General features: G+C 70.4%; 16 protein-coding genes and 1 riboswitch. Of the genes, 7 read left to right on the top strand and 9 right to left on the bottom strand.

The window, feature by feature from the left end; translation table 11 throughout:
- Positions 1-7: 7 nt before the first annotated feature.
- From C9I47_RS04245 to C9I47_RS04235, 3 genes are read left to right on the top strand one after another with little or no spacing between them, the layout of a single operon-like run.
- Positions 8-550: a metal-dependent hydrolase gene (locus C9I47_RS04245; RefSeq protein ID WP_111265642.1), complete on the top strand. Its 543-nt coding sequence runs from the start codon at positions 8-10 to the stop codon at positions 548-550.
- On the top strand, positions 547-1,929 hold the full coding sequence (locus tag C9I47_RS04240; protein ID WP_111265641.1) for an FAD-binding oxidoreductase: 1,383 nt from the start codon (positions 547-549) through the stop codon (positions 1,927-1,929). The genes C9I47_RS04245 and C9I47_RS04240 overlap by 4 nt, the downstream gene beginning before the upstream one ends.
- The gene (locus C9I47_RS04235; RefSeq protein ID WP_111265640.1) at positions 1,926-2,534 is read left to right on the top strand and encodes a uracil-DNA glycosylase family protein; all 609 of its coding nucleotides are present in this window, start codon (positions 1,926-1,928) and stop codon (positions 2,532-2,534) included. The genes C9I47_RS04240 and C9I47_RS04235 overlap by 4 nt, the downstream gene beginning before the upstream one ends.
- Positions 2,535-2,982: 448 nt before the next feature.
- Here C9I47_RS04235 and thiL read toward each other — a convergent pair whose 3' ends face one another.
- The 9 genes from thiL to glyA form a co-directional block, all read right to left on the bottom strand.
- Complete coding sequence (thiL, locus tag C9I47_RS04230) at positions 2,983-3,939, bottom strand: thiamine-phosphate kinase (RefSeq protein ID WP_111265639.1); 957 nt, start codon at positions 3,937-3,939, stop codon at positions 2,983-2,985.
- Positions 3,940-4,017: 78 nt separating this feature from the next.
- A complete protein-coding gene (gene nusB / locus C9I47_RS04225; RefSeq protein WP_111265638.1) occupies positions 4,018-4,476 on the bottom strand; it encodes a transcription antitermination factor NusB in 459 nt (152 codons plus the stop codon).
- Positions 4,473-4,985 (bottom strand): 6,7-dimethyl-8-ribityllumazine synthase, encoded by a 513-nt coding sequence (ribH, locus tag C9I47_RS04220; RefSeq protein WP_111265637.1) that lies wholly within the window; start codon positions 4,983-4,985, stop codon positions 4,473-4,475. The genes nusB and ribH overlap by 4 nt, the downstream gene beginning before the upstream one ends.
- Before the next feature lie 77 nt (positions 4,986-5,062).
- Positions 5,063-6,187: a 3,4-dihydroxy-2-butanone-4-phosphate synthase gene (gene ribB, locus C9I47_RS04215; protein WP_111265636.1), complete on the bottom strand. Its 1,125-nt coding sequence runs from the start codon at positions 6,185-6,187 to the stop codon at positions 5,063-5,065.
- Positions 6,184-6,795 (bottom strand): riboflavin synthase, encoded by a 612-nt coding sequence (locus C9I47_RS04210; protein ID WP_111265635.1) that lies wholly within the window; start codon positions 6,793-6,795, stop codon positions 6,184-6,186. The genes ribB and C9I47_RS04210 overlap by 4 nt, the downstream gene beginning before the upstream one ends.
- Positions 6,796-6,931: 136 nt before the next feature.
- A riboswitch (FMN riboswitch) is annotated at positions 6,932-7,112 on the bottom strand.
- A 121-nt stretch (positions 7,113-7,233) separates the two neighbouring features.
- Positions 7,234-7,998 (bottom strand): class I SAM-dependent methyltransferase, encoded by a 765-nt coding sequence (locus tag C9I47_RS04205; protein WP_111265634.1) that lies wholly within the window; start codon positions 7,996-7,998, stop codon positions 7,234-7,236.
- 6 nt (positions 7,999-8,004) lie between these two features.
- Positions 8,005-9,138, bottom strand: a complete 1,134-nt coding sequence (gene ribD, locus C9I47_RS04200; RefSeq protein ID WP_111265633.1) for a bifunctional diaminohydroxyphosphoribosylaminopyrimidine deaminase/5-amino-6-(5-phosphoribosylamino)uracil reductase RibD — start codon at positions 9,136-9,138, stop codon at positions 8,005-8,007.
- A gap of 220 nt (positions 9,139-9,358) precedes the next feature.
- Positions 9,359-9,877, bottom strand: coding sequence for a transcriptional regulator NrdR (gene nrdR, locus C9I47_RS04195; protein WP_111265632.1), 519 nt, complete (start codon positions 9,875-9,877; stop codon positions 9,359-9,361).
- 84 nt (positions 9,878-9,961) lie between these two features.
- Entirely contained in the window at positions 9,962-11,230 is a 1,269-nt protein-coding gene (glyA, locus tag C9I47_RS04190) for a serine hydroxymethyltransferase (protein ID WP_111265631.1), read from the bottom strand.
- A gap of 197 nt (positions 11,231-11,427) precedes the next feature.
- Here glyA and ettA point away from each other — a divergent pair, with 197 nt between their 5' ends.
- Genes ettA through pyrF form a run of 4 tightly spaced genes read left to right on the top strand, consistent with a single transcriptional unit; the run spans position 11,428 to position 15,238 of the window.
- Positions 11,428-13,089, top strand: coding sequence for an energy-dependent translational throttle protein EttA (gene ettA, locus C9I47_RS04185; RefSeq protein WP_111265630.1), 1,662 nt, complete (start codon positions 11,428-11,430; stop codon positions 13,087-13,089).
- A 59-nt stretch (positions 13,090-13,148) separates the two neighbouring features.
- Positions 13,149-13,886 carry a type I methionyl aminopeptidase gene (map, locus tag C9I47_RS04180; RefSeq protein ID WP_111265629.1) on the top strand — a complete coding sequence of 246 codons (738 nt, stop codon included), beginning with the start codon at positions 13,149-13,151 and terminating at the stop codon, positions 13,884-13,886.
- A gap of 18 nt (positions 13,887-13,904) precedes the next feature.
- Positions 13,905-14,384, top strand: a complete 480-nt coding sequence (locus C9I47_RS04175) for a cupin domain-containing protein (RefSeq protein WP_111265628.1) — start codon at positions 13,905-13,907, stop codon at positions 14,382-14,384.
- A gap of 29 nt (positions 14,385-14,413) precedes the next feature.
- Complete coding sequence (pyrF, locus tag C9I47_RS04170; protein WP_111265627.1) at positions 14,414-15,238, top strand: orotidine-5'-phosphate decarboxylase; 825 nt, start codon at positions 14,414-14,416, stop codon at positions 15,236-15,238.
- Positions 15,239-15,711: the final 473 nt, after the last annotated feature.

Raw genomic sequence — 15,711 nt, 5'->3', positions numbered from 1 at the left:
CCCCGACATGCCGACCATCATCACCCACGCCGTGGTGCCCCTGGCCGCCGGCATCGCCCTGGGCTCGCGGAGGATCGACCGCAGACTGATGCTTGCCGGGATGGCCGCGGCGATACTGCCGGATGCCGACGTGGTCGCGTTCGCGCTCGACATCCCCTACGCCGATGCGTTCGGGCACCGCGGCGCCAGCCACTCGCTGCTGTTCGCCACGGTCCTGGGCGCGCTCGCCGCATCGTTCCACCGCAGCCTGCGCACGGAACCGGCGCTGGCCGCGACCTGGATATTCGCCTGCACCCTTTCCCACCCGCTGCTCGACGCCTTCACCGACGGTGGCCTCGGCGTGGCGCTGTGGTGGCCGTGGTCGCAGGCACGCGAATTCGCGCCCTGGCGGCCGATCGAGGTGTCGCCGATCGGCGCCGGCTTCTTCAGCAAGCGCGGCCTGGCGGTGCTGATGTCGGAGGCGCGCTGGATCTGGCTGCCGGCCACCGCATTGACGCTGGCGACGCTGGCACTGCGAAAGGCGTCGCACGCGCTATCCTCGCGGCGATGAACGCGCTGCCGCCCGTCCTGGAGACCGAGCTGGCCGAACTGCTGGGCGATGCCTGGCGCACCGACCCCGCCGAGCGGCTGACCTACGCCTACGACAATTCCCGACGCGAGGCCCTGCCCGACGCGGTCGCGCTGCCGACCGATGCCGCGCAGGTGCTCGCGCTGGTCCGCACGTGTCGCCGCCATCGGGTGCCGGTGGTCGCACGTGGCCGCGGCACCAACACCACCGGGGCGGCGGTACCGGTGGCCGGCGGCGTCGCGGTGTCGTTCGAACGCATGAACCGGATCCTGCAGATCCGCCCTGGCGACCGTTGCGCGGTGGTCGAGCCGGGCGTGCTCAACGGCGATCTGCAGGCCGCGCTGCGGGCGCACGGCCTGTTCTGGCCGCCCGACCCGACCAGCGCCGGCTACTGCACCATCGGCGGCAATCTCGCCTGCAACGCCGGCGGGCCGCGCGCGGTCAAGTACGGCGCCAGCCGCGACAACGTGCTGGCGCTGACCGCGGTCAGCGGCGGCGGCGAGCTGATCCGCTGCGGCAGCGCGACCACCAAGGGCTCGACCGGCTACGACCTGCAGCGATTGCTGGTCGGCAGCGAGGGTACCCTGGCGCTGATCGTCGAAGCGACCCTGCGACTGGTGCCGCTGCCGCCGGAGCGTCGCGCGGTCCGTGCGATCTACCGCGACGTCGCCAGTGCCGCGCAGGCGGTCGCGCGACTGATGGCGCAGCCGGTGACGCCGTCGATGCTGGAGTTCATGGACCATCATGCGGTGCGCCTGGCGCGCGACGTCGGCGGCGCCCGGCTGCCGGCCGATGCCGGGGCGCTGCTGATGATCGAGGCCGACGGCGACGCCGACACCCTGCCCGCCGCGCTTGCCGCGCTGATCCGCGCCGCCGGGGGCGATGGCCTGGTCTCGCTCGACGCCGCCGAGGACGAGACCGCGCGCGCGGCGCTCTGGGCCGCGCGCAAGGCGCTTTCGCCGGCGCTGCGCACGCTCGCACCGGGCAAGATCAACGAGGATGTGGTGGTGCCGGTCTCGCGCATCCCCGACCTGGTCGAGGGCGTGCAGCGGCTCGCCGACGAATTCGCATTGCCGATCGTATGCTTCGGTCATGCCGGCAACGGCAATCTGCACGTGAACCTGATGTACGACCCGGCCGATGACGACCAGCGCGCCCGCGCGCAGGCGGCGATGGCACGCGTGTTCGCGCTGGCGGTCGCGCTGGGCGGCACCCTGTCGGGCGAGCATGGCATCGGTCTGGCCAAACGCGAGTTCATGCCGCAGGCGATCGACGCGCCGACGCTGGCGCTGATGCGCGCGATCAAGGCCCAGTTCGATCCCGACGGCATCCTCAACCCGGGTAAGCTGCTGCCACCATGACCTCCCGACTGGACCGGCTGCTTGGCGACATCCGCGCGTGCACGCTGTGCGCGGCCGAACTGCCGCTGGGTCCGCGCCCGGTACTGCGGGCCAGTCGCAGCGCGCGCCTGCTGGTGGTCGGCCAGGCGCCCGGCACCCGCGTCCACGCCAGCGGCATTCCGTGGGACGACGCCAGCGGCCGGCGCCTGCGCGACTGGCTGCAGGTCGACGCCGCCACCTTCTACGACGAGACGCGGATCGCGATCGTGCCGATGGGCTTCTGCTATCCCGGCAAGAAGGGCGGCGGCGACGCACCGCCGCGCCCGGAATGCCGCGCGACCTGGCATCCGCGACTGCTGCCATTGCTGCCGAACATCGGGCTGACCCTGCTGATCGGCCAGTACGCGCAGGCCTATTTCCTCGGCGCGCAACGCAAGTCCAGCCTGACCGGCACCGTCGCCGCCTGGCACGAGTACATCGACGACGGCCTGTTGCCGCTGCCGCATCCCAGCCCGCGCAACGTCGGCTGGTTCAAGGCCAATCCATGGTTCGACGATGCGGTGGTGCCGGCCTTGCGCGAGCGGGTCCGGAAGCTGCTCGCGCAGGCTCCCCGCAAGCATCCGTAGCCGCCGCAGGAGCGGCGATGCAGCCTTCCCATGAAGGCCTCATCGCGGCTACGCCGCTCCTACGAAGATCGTTTGCCTGTCTGTCCCCCCTGAGTCAGGGGGCGATTCGCATCGCAGATGCGAATGGGGGTATGGAAGCGCAACGGCGGGGCCCGAGGTTTGCGAAGCAAATCTTGGGAGATATCCGGGCTTGGCCGGATATCGTTCCCCCCTGAGTCAGGGGGCGATTCGCATCGCAGATGCGAATGGGGGTATGGAAGCGCAACGGCGAGGCCCGAGGTTTGCGAAGCAAATCTTGGGAGATATCCGGGCTTGGCCGGATATCGTTCCCCCCTGACTCAGGGGGCTGGGCCATACGTGCCATCCCGTAGGAGCGGCGTAAGCCGCGATGGGCCTTCCGATGAACCTACCACCGTGCAGCGCACCGCTCCCGACGCGCGCCGCGCGATCAATCGTTGGCGGCGAAATGCGCGTAGCCGCGCGCGGTCGGCATCCATTCGCGACCGCTGTCGTCGAACAAGCGCACCCGTTCGCCGGTGACCACCTCGCCGATCCGGGTCACGGCGACGCCGGCACCGAGCGCCGCGGCACGCACCGCCGCGTCCGCGTCGGGCGGCGTGGTGAAGGCCAGTTCGTAATCGTCGCCACCGCCGGTCTGGAAACCGGTCCGCGCGGCCGCGTCGCAGGCCGCGAGCAGCGCATCGGAGGCCGGCAGCGCATCCAGCGCGATCCGCATGCCGACCCCACTGGCCGCGCAGACATGGTCGAGGTCGGCGAGCAGGCCGTCGGAAACGTCGATCGCGGCCGCGGCCACCCCGCCCAGCGCCCGCCCCAGGGCGATCCGTGGCGTCGGCCGGTCGAGCCGTTCGCGCAGCGCCGCCGGAGGCGTCGCGCCCGCGTCCAGCAAGGCCAGCGCGGCGCCGGCGTCGCCGAGGCTGCCGCTGGCCCAGACCGCGTCGCCGGCCCTCGCCGCATCGCGACGCAGGGCGCGGCCCGGTTCGACCAGGCCGTGCATGGTCACGCAGATCGACAGCGGGCCGCGGGTGGTGTCGCCGCCGACCAGGGCGACCCGATGCGCCGTGGCGAGCTTGAGAAAGCCGTCGAGAAAGCCATCGACCCAGCCGTCGTCGCTGGCCGGCAGCGACAGCGACAGCGTGCACCAGGCCGGCTCGGCGCCCATCGCGGCGAGATCGGACAGGTTGACCGCCAGCGCCTTCCAGCCGACGTCGGCGGCGGCGGTCCCGCGCGGGAAGTGCACGCCGTCGTTCAGCGTATCCATCGCCACCACCAGCTGACGGTCGGGCGGCACCCGCAGCAGCGCTGCATCGTCGCCGATGCCCAGCACCACGTCGTCGCGGCCGCCGGCACGCGCGCGGATACGCTCGATCAGTTCGAATTCGGGCAAGGACCTGGCCTCCTGCGTTGCCGCGGCCGCGCAGGCGGGACTCCGACGCCCCCCGGCACCAGCCGGGCGGCGACCGACTCAGCCGCGCGAGTTGTTGAACTCGGCCGCGCGCCAGTCGGCGGCGGCATGGTCGAGCACGCCGTTGACATAGGTGTGGCCATGCTCGGTGCCGAACTTCTTGACGCTCTCGATCGCCTCGTTGATCACCACCCGGTACGGCACGTCGAGCCGGTGGCGCAATTCGTAGGCGGCGATGCGCAGGCCGGCGCGTTCGATCGGATCGACCTCCTCGACCGTGCGGTCGAGAAACGGCAGCAGCGCCTCGTCGAGATCCTTCAGGTGCTGGTCGACGCCGTTCACCAGGTCCTCGAAATAGGCCAGGTCGGCGTGCTCGCGGGCCTGCTCGTGGGCGAACTGGGCGAGGATCTCGCGCACCGGCGCCCCCGACATCTGCCAGGCATAGACCGCCTGCAGCGCGCGGCGGCGGGCACGGGTGCGGGCGACGGGATCGATCCCGTCCGGACGGCGGCGGTTCACGAGGCCTTCTCCATCAATACGTCGCTGGGAACGTCGAAGCCCGCGGGGAGCTGCGACAGCAGGTGGGCCATCTCGATCGCGACCAGGGCCGCTTCTTCGCCCTTGTTGCCGTGGCTGCCGCCGGCGCGGGCCTCGGCGTCCTCGAAACGGTCGACCGCCAGCACGCCGTTGGCGACCGGCACGCCGTAGTCGAGCGAGACCCGCATCAGCGCGTCGGAGCAGCCGTCGGCGACCTGTTCGTAGTGGCGGGTATCGCCGCGCACCACGCAGCCCAGCGCGACGATCGCGGCATGGCCGCCGGCCTCGGCCAGGCGCGCGGCGGTGACCGGGATTTCCCAGGCACCGGGCACGCGGATGACGTCGACCGCCGATTCGGCCACGCCGTTCTCGACGAAGGTCTTGCGGGCGCCGGCGACGAGGGTGTCGGTGATGCGCGGGTTCCAGCGGCTGGCGATGATGGCGTAGCGCGCGCCGCTGGGGCTGCGCAGGTCGCCTTCGATATGGGACATGGGCGGATTCGGGTCGTGTCGCGTCAAAGGTGTCAGTTTAGCGGCTGCTTTGTGACAAACGGTAAGAGTCTGTCCTGTCAGCCGGGCTCGACGTACTCGACGACCTCCAGACCGAAGCCGGCCAGACCGATCTGCTTGCGCGGGGTGCCCAGCACCCGCAGCTTGCCCAGGCCGAGGTCGGCCAGGATCTGGCCGCCGGCCCCGTTGCGCCGCCACTCGCTGAGCGCCTGGCCGCGGCCGCCCCCATCGCCGGCCGGCTCGCCGTCGGCCGCGCGCGGCGGCGACTGGATCCGCCGCAGCAGCGCGTCGGGACCGGGCTGGTCGCCCAGCAGCACCAGCACCCCGCACGCCTCGGCGGCGATCGTGGCCAGCACCTCGCCGACCGCCGGTCCGAAATCCGGCCGCCGCCAGTGCAGGGCGTCGGCAAGCGGGTTCATCACGTGAACCCGGACCAGGGTCGGAATCGAAGCCACCGCCTCGCCGCGGGTCAGGGCGAAATGCAGGCCGTGGCTGAGGCGGTCGCGGTAGGTGACCAGCTGGAACGGGCCGTGCTCGGTCTCGATCGGCCGCGCATCGACCCGCTCCACGGTGTGCTCGGTATCGAGCCGGTAGCGGATCAGCTCCTCGATCGAGCCGATCTTCAGGCCGTGCTCGCGGGCGAAGGCCTCCAGTTGCGGACGCCGCGCCATGGTGCCGTCGGCGTTGAGGATCTCGACCAGCACCCCGGTCGGCTCGAGCCCGGCCATCATCGCCAGGTCGGCCGCGGCCTCGGTGTGGCCGGCGCGGTTGAGCACGCCGCCGGGCTGGGCCTGCAACGGGAAGATATGGCCGGGCTGGTGCAGGTCGGCGGGCCTGGCGTCCGGACGCACCGCGGTGCGCACGGTATGCGCGCGGTCGTAGGCGCTGATGCCGGTGGTGACGCCCTCCGCGGCCTCGATGCTGACGGTGAAGTTGGTGTGGTGCTGGGAGGTGTTGTCGCGGACCATCGGCGGCAGCCCCAACTGGGCGCAGCGCTCGCGGGTCAGCGACAGGCAGACCAGGCCACGCGCGTGGGTGACCATGAAATTGATGTCGGACGGCTTGACCAGCTCGGCGGCCATGATCAGGTCGCCCTCGTTCTCGCGGTCCTCGTCGTCGACGATCACCACCATGCGGCCGTTGCGGATCTCCTCCAGCAACTCGGGAATCGGTGCGAAGCTCATGCGGCGCCCTCCTGACCACGGCCCGCCAGCAGGCGCTCGACATAGCGCGCGACCGTGTCGACCTCCAGATTGACCGCGTCGCCGACCCCGGTGTGCGCGAACACGGTGTGGGCGACGGTGTGCGGGACCAGGGCGACCTCGAAGCCGTCGTCGTCGACCGCATTGACGGTCAGGCTGACGCCGTCGACGCAGATCGAGCCCTTCTTCGCGACGTAACGCAGCAATGGCGCCGGCGCGGCGAAGCGCCAGCGCTGCGCGCGCGCGTCGTCGGCGATCGAGACCACCTCGCCGAGGCCGTCGACGTGGCCGCTGACCAGGTGGCCGCCGAGGCGGTCGCTCGGTCGCATCGCCCGCTCCAGGTTGACCGGCGCCCCCGGCCGCAGGCGGCCGAGCGTGGTCAGGGCCAGGGTCTCGTTGGAGGCATCGGCGCAGAAGCCCTGCGCGTCGAACTCGATCACGGTCAGGCAGACGCCGTTGACCGCGATGCTCTCGCCAAGATCGACATGGTCGAACGGCAGGCTGCCGGCCTCGATGCGCAGGCGGACATCGCCGCCCAGGGGTTGGGTCGCGGCCAGCCGGCCGACGCCTTCGATGATGCCGGTGAACATCAGCGCAGCTCCCGGACGGGGGCCGCTTGAACGGAACGATGGATGGAGGTCATGAACGTTTCCCGCGGTCAGTGAGCGAAAAACGTCTTAAGGCATGAGGCACGAACGCCCCGCGGAGTCTCCGCGCGACGCGCGTTGCCGTCTTCTTTCATCCGGACTGTAACCGTCGGCTCCGGCATCGAACCGGATCTGCTGACCTTCGCGGCCGCCGGCGAGGAACTCGCATGGACCGGGAAGCGCTCGCGGGCTCGCGCGGCGTTCCGGGGAACGCGGCGCCTACCGCCGGTGGGGAATCTCACCCCGCCCTGAAGACGTCGTTGGTGGATCGCCGGGCGGCCCAGGGGCTCTCCGGCGCGGCAATTCTAGCACCCGCGCACGGCATGACCGCGGCCAGGACAAGGGACGCACCGTTCCACAAAGGCCATCGCGGCCGCAGCGCTATCCGGGTTTGCGCCGCAGGTGCAGGAACAGGGGCCAACTGATCCGTCGCGCCTCGTCGGGATCGCCCCAGGCCTGGGCAAGCGCATCGGCATGAGCGGCGACCGGGTCCTCGCCGGTCGCCTCGAGGCAGCGCGCGCGCGCCGAGCTGCTGGCCAGGTAATGCAGGAAGCGCGGCAGCGACCAGTCCGCCTCCAGCCACAGCTCCGGCGCTGGCAGCGGCGGGAACGGCCAGTCGTAGCCGGCATAGGCCTGGTCGACCTCGGCCCGCTCCGGCGGCCAGTACCGCGCGATCCGCCGCCGGTAGTCGGCAACCGCGCCAACCATGCCCTCCGGCGGCAGGAAGTCGGCGTACCCCCAGGCGGCCAGCACCCCGCCGGGCGCCAGCACGCGCCGGCATTCTTGGAAGAAACGCGGGCGGTCGAACCAGTGCAGGGCCTGCGCGACCGCGACCAGCTGCACGCTGGCGCCATCCAGCACGGTGCGCTCGCCGGGCTCGACGGCAAGATCGACGTTGCCGCCCGGGCCGTTCGCCCAGTGCCGCGCCAGCTGTTCGCCGCTGGGATCGGTGGCATGGACATGGGCGAAGCGCGCGGCCAGCCCGCGGGTCGCCTGACCGCTGCCGCAACCGGGTTCCCAGACCCGGGCGCCGGCGGGGACGACCGCGGCCAGGGCCTCGAACAGGCCGTCCGGATAGCCCGGCCGCGCCGCGGCGTAGGCTTCGGCGACGACGGAGAAATGGTCGTTGAACCGCTCCGGCGCCATCCGCGCTCAGCCGGCGGCGACGGCCGCCGGCCGCAGCAGCAGCCGGGTATCCCCGCCCAGCTGCCGGGTCTCGACCAGCGACAACTGCAGGCGCTCGGCCATGGTGTTGACGTCCAGGCCGCTGAACAACGGCCGCGCCTGCGCCCCCAGCAACACCGGCGCCACGTACAGCAGCACCTCGTCGACCCGCTGCGCGGCCAGCAGTGCGCCGGCCAGGGTTGCGCCGGACTCGACCTGGACTTCGTTGATCTGGTGCCGCTCGGCCAGCAGCCGCAGCACCGCGTCGAGGTCGAAACGCCCCGCCTTCACCGGCACCGACGCGACCTGGGCACTGAGCCCGCGCGGCGGCTTGGCATCGGGGGCGTGGACATACAGGGTCGGCGCGTCGCCCTCGCGCACGCGACCGCGCGCGACGGTGGCCAAGCCGGGGTCGAGCACGACCCGCAGCGGCGCCACGAAGTCCGGCACGTCGCCGGTGCTGCCCTCATCGAGGCGGACGGTCAGTTGCGGATCGTCGGCCAGCACGGTGCCGGCGCCGGTCAGGATCGCGCTGGAACGCGCGCGCCACTGCTGCACATCGCGCCGCGACGCCTCGCCGCTGATCCACTTGGACTCGCCGTTGGCCAGCGCGGTGCGCCCGTCCAGGCTGGTCGCGAGCTTGACCCGCACCCACGGCCTGCCGCGCTCGACGCGCGACAGGAAGCCGCGGTTGAGCTCGCGCGCCTGGGTCTCCATCAGCCCCGATTCGACCGCGATCCCGGCCGCGCGCAGCCGTTCGAAGCCTTTCCCGGACACCTCCGGAAACGGGTCGCGCATCGCCGCGACCACCCGCGAAACGCCGGCCTCGACCAGGGCTTCGGCGCACGGGCCGGTGCGGCCGGTATGCGCGCACGGCTCCAGGGTCACGTAGGCGGTGGCGCCACGGGCGCGATCGCCGGCCGCCCGCAACGCGTGGACCTCGGCATGCGCGTCGCCCGCGCGCCGGTGCCAGCCCTCGCCGACCACCTCGTCGCCCCGCACCAGCACGCAGCCCACCATCGGATTGGGCTTGGTGGTCCAGGCACCGCGTTCGGCCAGGCGCAGGGCCCGGGCCATGAAGGCGTGGTCGGCGGCACTGAAGGCGGGTTGGGTCAGGGTCATCTTTGCTCCCGGCTACTGGCGGAGTCGGCGGCGTTGCCAGGGAACCTCCGGTCAATTCGGAGGTTCCGTGCGCCAGGGATCGCGCACGCGCGGATCAAGCACGCAGGTGCATGATCCGGCGGGAGCAAGGTCGAGCCTGGCTTGACCTTGCGACGTCTGAACACGTCCAGGATGGATGTGTTCAGACCTTCCCTGGCGGGAAACGGCGCCGCCTCCATTGTCATCGTTTGCGGCTCTTGCCCGGCGCCGGCTCGCTGTCCAGCAACGGCAACTGGCCCTCGCCGGCATGGTCGCTCTCCAGCCGGTCCAGCTCCTCGCGGAAATCGGCGACGTCCTCGAAGGCGCGGTACACCGATGCGAAGCGCACGTAGGCGACATGGTCGAGCTTGCGCAGCTCGGCCATCACGAATTCGCCGACCCGCAGCGACGGCAGCTCGCGCTCGGCGGTCATCCGCAACTGGTGGACCACCGCGCGCACCGCGGCCTCGATCTGCTCCTCCGACACCGGCCGCTTCTGCAGCGCGCGATCGAAGCCGGCGCGCAGCTTGCGCGCGTCGAAGGCCTCGCGGCGACCGTCGCTCTTGATGATCGCCGGCAACTTGAGCTCGATCGTCTCCAGGGTCGAGAAACGTTCGCCGCAAGCCTCGCAGACCCGGCGACGGCGAATCGTCGCGCCATCGTCGGACACCCGCGAGTCGATCACGCGGGTGTCGGTGTGCTGGCAGAAGGGACAGTGCATGGATCAGTCGAGAGTGAGGGAAAACGCGTCGAGAATCACGAAACCACTCCTTTTCCCACGGGTCTTTCCCCCCTCTTCTCGCGCTCAGCCGTAGACCGGGAACTTCCGGCACTGCGCGGTGACCTTCTCGCGCACCGCGGCGATCACGCCCTCGTCCTCCGGCGCGTCGAGCACGTCGCAGATCCAGTGCGCCAGCTCGATGCAGTCCGCTTCCAGGTAGCCGCGGGTGGTCACCGCCGGGGTGCCGATGCGCAGGCCCGAGGTCACGAACGGCTTCTGCGGATCGTTCGGCACCGCGTTCTTGTTGACGGTGATGTGGGCACGGCCCAGGGCGGCCTCGGCGGCCTTGCCGGTGACGCCCTTGCCGATCATGTCGATCAGCATCAGGTGATTCTCGGTGCCGCCGGACACGATCTTGTAACCGCGTTCGATCACCACCCTGGCCATCGCCTGGGCGTTCTTCACCACCTGCTGCTGGTATTCGGTGAACGCCGGCTCCAGCGCCTCCTTGAACGCGACCGCCTTGGCCGCGATCACGTGCATCAGCGGACCGCCCTGGATGCCGGGGAAGACGATGCTCTGCAGCTTCTTGACCAGCTCCTCGGACGGGTCCTTGGCGACGATGATGCCGCCGCGCGGGCCGCGCAGGGTCTTGTGGGTGGTCGAGGTGACCACGTGCGCGTGCGGCAGCGGGTTCGGATACACGCCGGCGGCGATCAGGCCGGCCACGTGGGCCATGTCGACGAACAGCCAGGCGCCGACCTTGTCGGCGATCGCGCGGAAGCGCGCCCAGTCGATCTTCTGCGAATAGGCCGAGAAGCCGGCCACGACCATCTTCGGCTTGTGCTCCAGCGCCAGCCGCTCGACCTCGTCGTAGTCGATCAGGCCCTGGTCGTTCACGCCGTACTGGACCGCATTGAACAGCTTGCCGGAGACGTTGACCTTGGCGCCGTGGGTCAGGTGGCCGCCGTGGGCCAGCGACATGCCGAGAATGGTGTCGCCCGGCTGCAGCAGGGCCAGGTAGACCGCCTGGTTGGCCTGGCTGCCGGAATGCGGCTGCACGTTCGCGTACATGCCTTCCGTGGAGCCGGCCCCGAACAGCTGCTTCAGGCGCTCGATCGCGAGCTTCTCGGCGACATCGACGTACTCGCAGCCACCGTAGTAGCGCTTGCCCGGATAGCCCTCGGCGTACTTGTTGGTCAGCACGCTGCCCTGGGCCTCCATCACCCGCGGGCTGGCGTAGTTCTCGCTGGCGATCAGTTCGACGTGGTCTTCCTGGCGGCGTGCCTCGTCGGCGATGGCCTGGGCCAGTTCGGGGTCATATCCTTCAATGCGGGCGTCGCGCGGAAACATTGCGGCTCCAGACGAATGGGTGGCGTGGGAGGGGAGCCCCGAAGTCTACGCGAAACTTGAACGCCACCGGGGTCCCGGCAAGGCCCCGGCTGGCATCGCCCGCGGGCTTCCGGGATAATTGGCGGTCTTCTGTCCGAATCCCCGCGGCCCTGCCCCCGTGCAGCCGGCCGCCGTCCGCACGCGGAGTCCAAAGCCCCATGTCGCAATACATCTACACCATGAACGGCGTGTCCAAGACGGTCCCGCCGAAGCGCCAGATCATCAAGGACATCTCGCTGTCGTTCTTCCCCGGCGCCAAGATCGGCCTGCTCGGCCTCAACGGCGCCGGCAAGTCGACGGTGCTCAGGATCATGGCCGGCGTGGATACCGACTTCCAGGGCGAGGCGCGTCCGCAGCCGGGCATCAAGGTCGGCTACCTGGCGCAGGAGCCGGAGCTGGACCCGGAGAAGACCGTCCGCCAGGCGGTCGAGGAAGGCGTCGGCGAGATCCTGCAGGCGCAACATCGCCTGGACGAGGTCTACGCCGCCTATGCCGACGAGAACGCCGACTTCGACGCCCTGGCCAAGGAGCAGGAGCGGTTGGAGGCGATCCTGGCCTCCGGCGACGCCCACCTGCTGGAGCAGCAGCTGGAAGTCGCCGCCGACGCCCTGCGCCTGCCGCCGTGGGAGGCCGTGATCGGGCCGCTGTCGGGCGGCGAGAAGCGCCGCGTCGCGCTGTGCCGCCTGCTGCTGAGCAAGCCCGACATGCTGCTGCTCGACGAGCCGACCAACCACCTCGACGCCGAGTCGGTCGAGTGGCTGGAGCAGTTCCTGGCCCGCTTCCCGGGCACCGTGGTGGCGGTGACCCATGATCGCTACTTCCTCGACAACGCCGCCGAGTGGATCCTCGAGCTCGACCGCGGCCGTGGCATTCCGTGGAAGGGCAACTACACCGACTGGCTGGTGCAGAAGGAAGAGCGCCTGAAGCAGGAAGAGAACCAGGAGAAGGCGCGCCAGAAGGCGATCGCCAAGGAACTGGAATGGGCCCGCCAGAACGCCAAGGGCGGCCGCAGCAAGGGCAAGGCGCGTCTGTCCCGCCTTGAGGAGCTGCAGTCGGTCGACTACCAGAAGCGCAACGAGACCAACGAGATCTTCATCCCGCCGGGCGAGCGCCTGGGCAACTCGGTGATCGAGTTCAAGAACGTCAGCAAGAAGTTCGGCGACCGCCTGCTGATCGACGACCTGAGCTTCATCGTGCCGCCGGGCGCGATCGTCGGCATCATCGGCCCCAACGGCGCCGGCAAGTCGACCCTGTTCAAGATGATCACCGGCAAGGAGCAGCCGGACTCGGGCCAGATCAACATCGGCCCGACCGTGAAGCTGGCCTACGTCGACCAGAGCCGCGACAAGCTGGAGGGCAACCACAACGTGTTCCAGGAAGTCTCCGGCGGCCTGGACATCCTCAACATCAACGGCATCGAGATCCAGTCGCGCGCCTACATCGGCCGCTTCAACTTCAAGGGCCAGGACCAGCAGAAGATGGTCGGCAGCCTGTCCGGCGGCGAGCGCGGCCGCCTGCACATGGCCAAGACCCTGCTGCAGGGCGGCAACGTGCTGCTGCTCGACGAACCGTCCAACGACCTCGACGTCGAAACCCTGCGCGCGCTCGAGGACGCCCTGCTGGAGTTCCCGGGCAACACCTTCGTGATCAGCCATGACCGTTGGTTCCTGGACCGCATCGCGACCCACATCCTGGCGTTCGAGGGCGACTCGCACGTGGAGTTCTTCCAGGGCAACTACCGCGAGTACGAGGAAGACAAGAAGCGCCGCCTCGGCGACGACGCCGGCCCGCACCGGCTGCGCTTCAAGGCGTTGAAGTAAGCCGCGCGCCGTGCTCTGCTGACCGCCACCCACAGCGCCCGCCCGCAGGAGGCTCCCGGATGACCATCGAACACCAGGACGACATCGACGGATTGCGTCGTGCCGGTGCGCTGGTCTCCGGCATCCTCGCGCGGATGCGCGAGGCGGCGGTCGAAGGCGTCGTCTCGCGCGACCTGGACGCCCTGGGCGCCGAACTGATGCGGGAGGCCGGCGCACGCTCGGCGCCGGCGCTGACCTACGGATTTCCGGCCGCGACCTGCATCAGCATCAACGCGGTGGCGGCGCACGGCATTCCGGACGCGACCGTGCTGCGCGACGGCGACCTGGTCAACATCGACGTTTCCGCCGAGCTGGACGGCTATTTCGCCGACACCGGCGCCAGCTTCGTGGTCGGCACCCCGAGCCCGCGCCAGCAGCGCCTGCTCGACGCCGCCCGCGAGGCGCGCGACGCCGCCGTCGCCCAGCTGCGCGCCGACAACCCGCTCAACAGCATCGGCCGCACCGTCGAAGCGGTGGCCGCGCGCCGTGGCTTCCGGGTGATCCGCGACCTCGGCAGCCACGGTGTCGGACGCGCCCTGCACGAGGCGCCGGGGACCATCCCCGGCCACTACGACCCGCGCGACAGCCGCCGCCTGCACGATGGCATGGTGATCACGGTCGAACCGTTCCTGGCCACCCATTGCACCCGCACCGTCGAGGCCGACGATGGCTGGGCGATGGTCTGCCCCCGCGGCTATGCGGCGCAGTTCGAACACACCGTGGTCGTCACCCGCGGCGAACCGATCGTGGTGACCTGAGCGCACAGGAGTCCGGCCATGAGCACGAACAAACCAACCCCGACAGCGGTGGATATCGGCTCGCTGCCGCCCCGCACCGGCTCGGGCTACCCGCAGCCGTTCGCCGCGCGCGTATCCGGACGCGACAAGCGTGCCCTGGGCGACCTGTTCGGTCTCACCGCGTTTGGCGTCAACCACACCCGCCTGCCGCCCGGCACGGCCTCGGCGCTGCGCCACGCGCACAGCCACGAGGACGAGTTCGTCTACGTGCTGGAAGGCCATCCGGTATTGGTGACCGATGCCGGAGAAACCGCGCTGGCGCCCGGCATGTGTGCCGGGTTCCCCGCCGGCAGCGGCGATGCCCACCACCTGGTCAACCGCGGCGACACCGACGTGGTGTACCTGGAGATCGGCAGTCGTCACGACGACGACGCGGTCGATTATCCCGACGACGACCTGGCAGGACGCACGGTCGATGGCCAATGGCGCTATTTCCACAAGGACGGTCAACCTTACTGAGCGCGCGACCGCGCTTCCGGGAGCCGACGATGAGCTTCACCCAATCCCTCCGTACCCGCTGGGAGCACGCCGACAGCCTGGTCTGTGTCGGCCTGGATCCCGAGCCGGCGCGCTTCCCGGCGCGCTTCAGCGACACTCCGGACGCGGTGTTCCAGTTCTGCCGCGACATCGTCGATGCCACTGCCGAGTACGTCTGTGCGTTCAAGCCGCAGATCGCGCATTTCGCCGCGCTCGGCGCCGAGAGCGCCCTGCTGCGCCTGATCGAGCATGCGCACCGGGCCCATCCCGACATCCCGGTGATCCTCGACAGCAAGCGCGGCGACATCGGCAGCACCGCCGCCCACTACGCCCGCGAGGCGTTCGACCGCTACGCCGCCGACGCGGTGACAGTGAATCCCTACCTCGGCCACGACTCGCTGCAGCCGTTCCTCGACCGCGCCGACCGCGGCGTGGTGATCCTGTGCCGGACCTCCAATCCCGGCGCCGGCGACCTCCAGGACCTGGCCGTCTCCGGCAACGGCGGCAGCCGCCCGCTGTACCAGCACGTCGCCGAGAAGATCGCCCGCGACTGGAACGGCAACGGCAACTGCGCCCTGGTGGTCGGCGCGACCTGGCCGGAACAGCTGCGCGAAGTGCGTGCGATCGTCGGCGAAATGCCGCTGTTGATCCCCGGCGTCGGCGCCCAGGGCGGCGACGTCGCCGCGGTGGTCGGCAACGCCCGGAGCGCCGACGGCACCGGCATGATCGTCAGCAGCTCGCGCGCGGTGCTGTACGCCTCCAACGGAGAGGACTACATGGACGCCGCGGCGACCGCGGCACGCACCCTGCGCGATCAGATCAACCGGTACCGCTGAGTCGTCCCAACCAACGATATCCGGCTGCGCCCGGATATCTCCCAAGGTTTGCTGCGCAAACCTCGGGCCCCGCCGTTGCGCCTCCACACCCCCATTCGTGCCTGCGGCACGAATCGCCCCCTGACTCAGGGGGGAACGATATCCGGCTGCGCCCGGATATCTCCCAAGGTTTGCTGCGCAAACCTCGGGCCCCGCCGTTGCGCCTCCACACCCCCATTCGCATCTGCGATGCGAATCGCCCCCTGACTCAGGGGGGAACGATATCCGGCTGCGCCCGGATATCTCCCAAGGTTCGCTGCGCAAACCTTGGGCCCCGCCGTTGCGCCTCCACACCCCCATTCGCATCTGCGATGCGAATCGCCCCCTGACTCAGGGGGGAACGATATCCGGCTGCGCCCGGATATCTCCCAAGGTTCGCTGCGCAAACCTCGGGCCCCGCCGTTGCGCCTCCACACCCCCATTCGCATCTGCGA

Origin of the sequence: Marilutibacter maris (genome assembly GCF_003233695.1) — a bacterium.
Classification (GTDB): domain Bacteria; phylum Pseudomonadota; class Gammaproteobacteria; order Xanthomonadales; family Xanthomonadaceae; genus Marilutibacter; species Marilutibacter maris.
The sequence above is the reverse complement of the archived record's forward strand: the minus strand, read 5'-3'. Positions and strand labels throughout refer to the sequence as shown.

Bases quoted from the DNA above. Each gene is read 5' to 3' on its own strand.
- C9I47_RS04245 (WP_111265642.1), top strand. From the start codon at position 8: ATGCCGACCATCATCACCCACGCCGTGGTGCCCCTGGCCGCCGGCATC.
- C9I47_RS04210 (WP_111265635.1), bottom strand. From the start codon at position 6,795: ATGTTCACCGGCATCATCGAAGGCGTCGGCCGGCTGGCCGCGACCCAA.
- C9I47_RS04235 (WP_111265640.1), top strand. From the start codon at position 1,926: ATGACCTCCCGACTGGACCGGCTGCTTGGCGACATCCGCGCGTGCACG.
- glyA (WP_111265631.1), bottom strand. From the start codon at position 11,230: ATGTTTCCGCGCGACGCCCGCATTGAAGGATATGACCCCGAACTGGCC.
- C9I47_RS04205 (WP_111265634.1), bottom strand. From the start codon at position 7,998: ATGGCGCCGGAGCGGTTCAACGACCATTTCTCCGTCGTCGCCGAAGCC.
- ettA (WP_111265630.1), top strand. From the start codon at position 11,428: ATGTCGCAATACATCTACACCATGAACGGCGTGTCCAAGACGGTCCCG.
- nrdR (WP_111265632.1), bottom strand. From the start codon at position 9,877: ATGCACTGTCCCTTCTGCCAGCACACCGACACCCGCGTGATCGACTCG.
- ribD (WP_111265633.1), bottom strand. From the start codon at position 9,138: ATGACCCTGACCCAACCCGCCTTCAGTGCCGCCGACCACGCCTTCATG.
- pyrF (WP_111265627.1), top strand. From the start codon at position 14,414: ATGAGCTTCACCCAATCCCTCCGTACCCGCTGGGAGCACGCCGACAGC.
- map (WP_111265629.1), top strand. From the start codon at position 13,149: ATGACCATCGAACACCAGGACGACATCGACGGATTGCGTCGTGCCGGT.
- ribB (WP_111265636.1), bottom strand. From the start codon at position 6,187: ATGAGCTTCGCACCGATTCCCGAGTTGCTGGAGGAGATCCGCAACGGC.
- C9I47_RS04240 (WP_111265641.1), top strand. From the start codon at position 547: ATGAACGCGCTGCCGCCCGTCCTGGAGACCGAGCTGGCCGAACTGCTG.
- ribH (WP_111265637.1), bottom strand. From the start codon at position 4,985: ATGTCCCATATCGAAGGCGACCTGCGCAGCCCCAGCGGCGCGCGCTAC.
- C9I47_RS04175 (WP_111265628.1), top strand. From the start codon at position 13,905: ATGAGCACGAACAAACCAACCCCGACAGCGGTGGATATCGGCTCGCTG.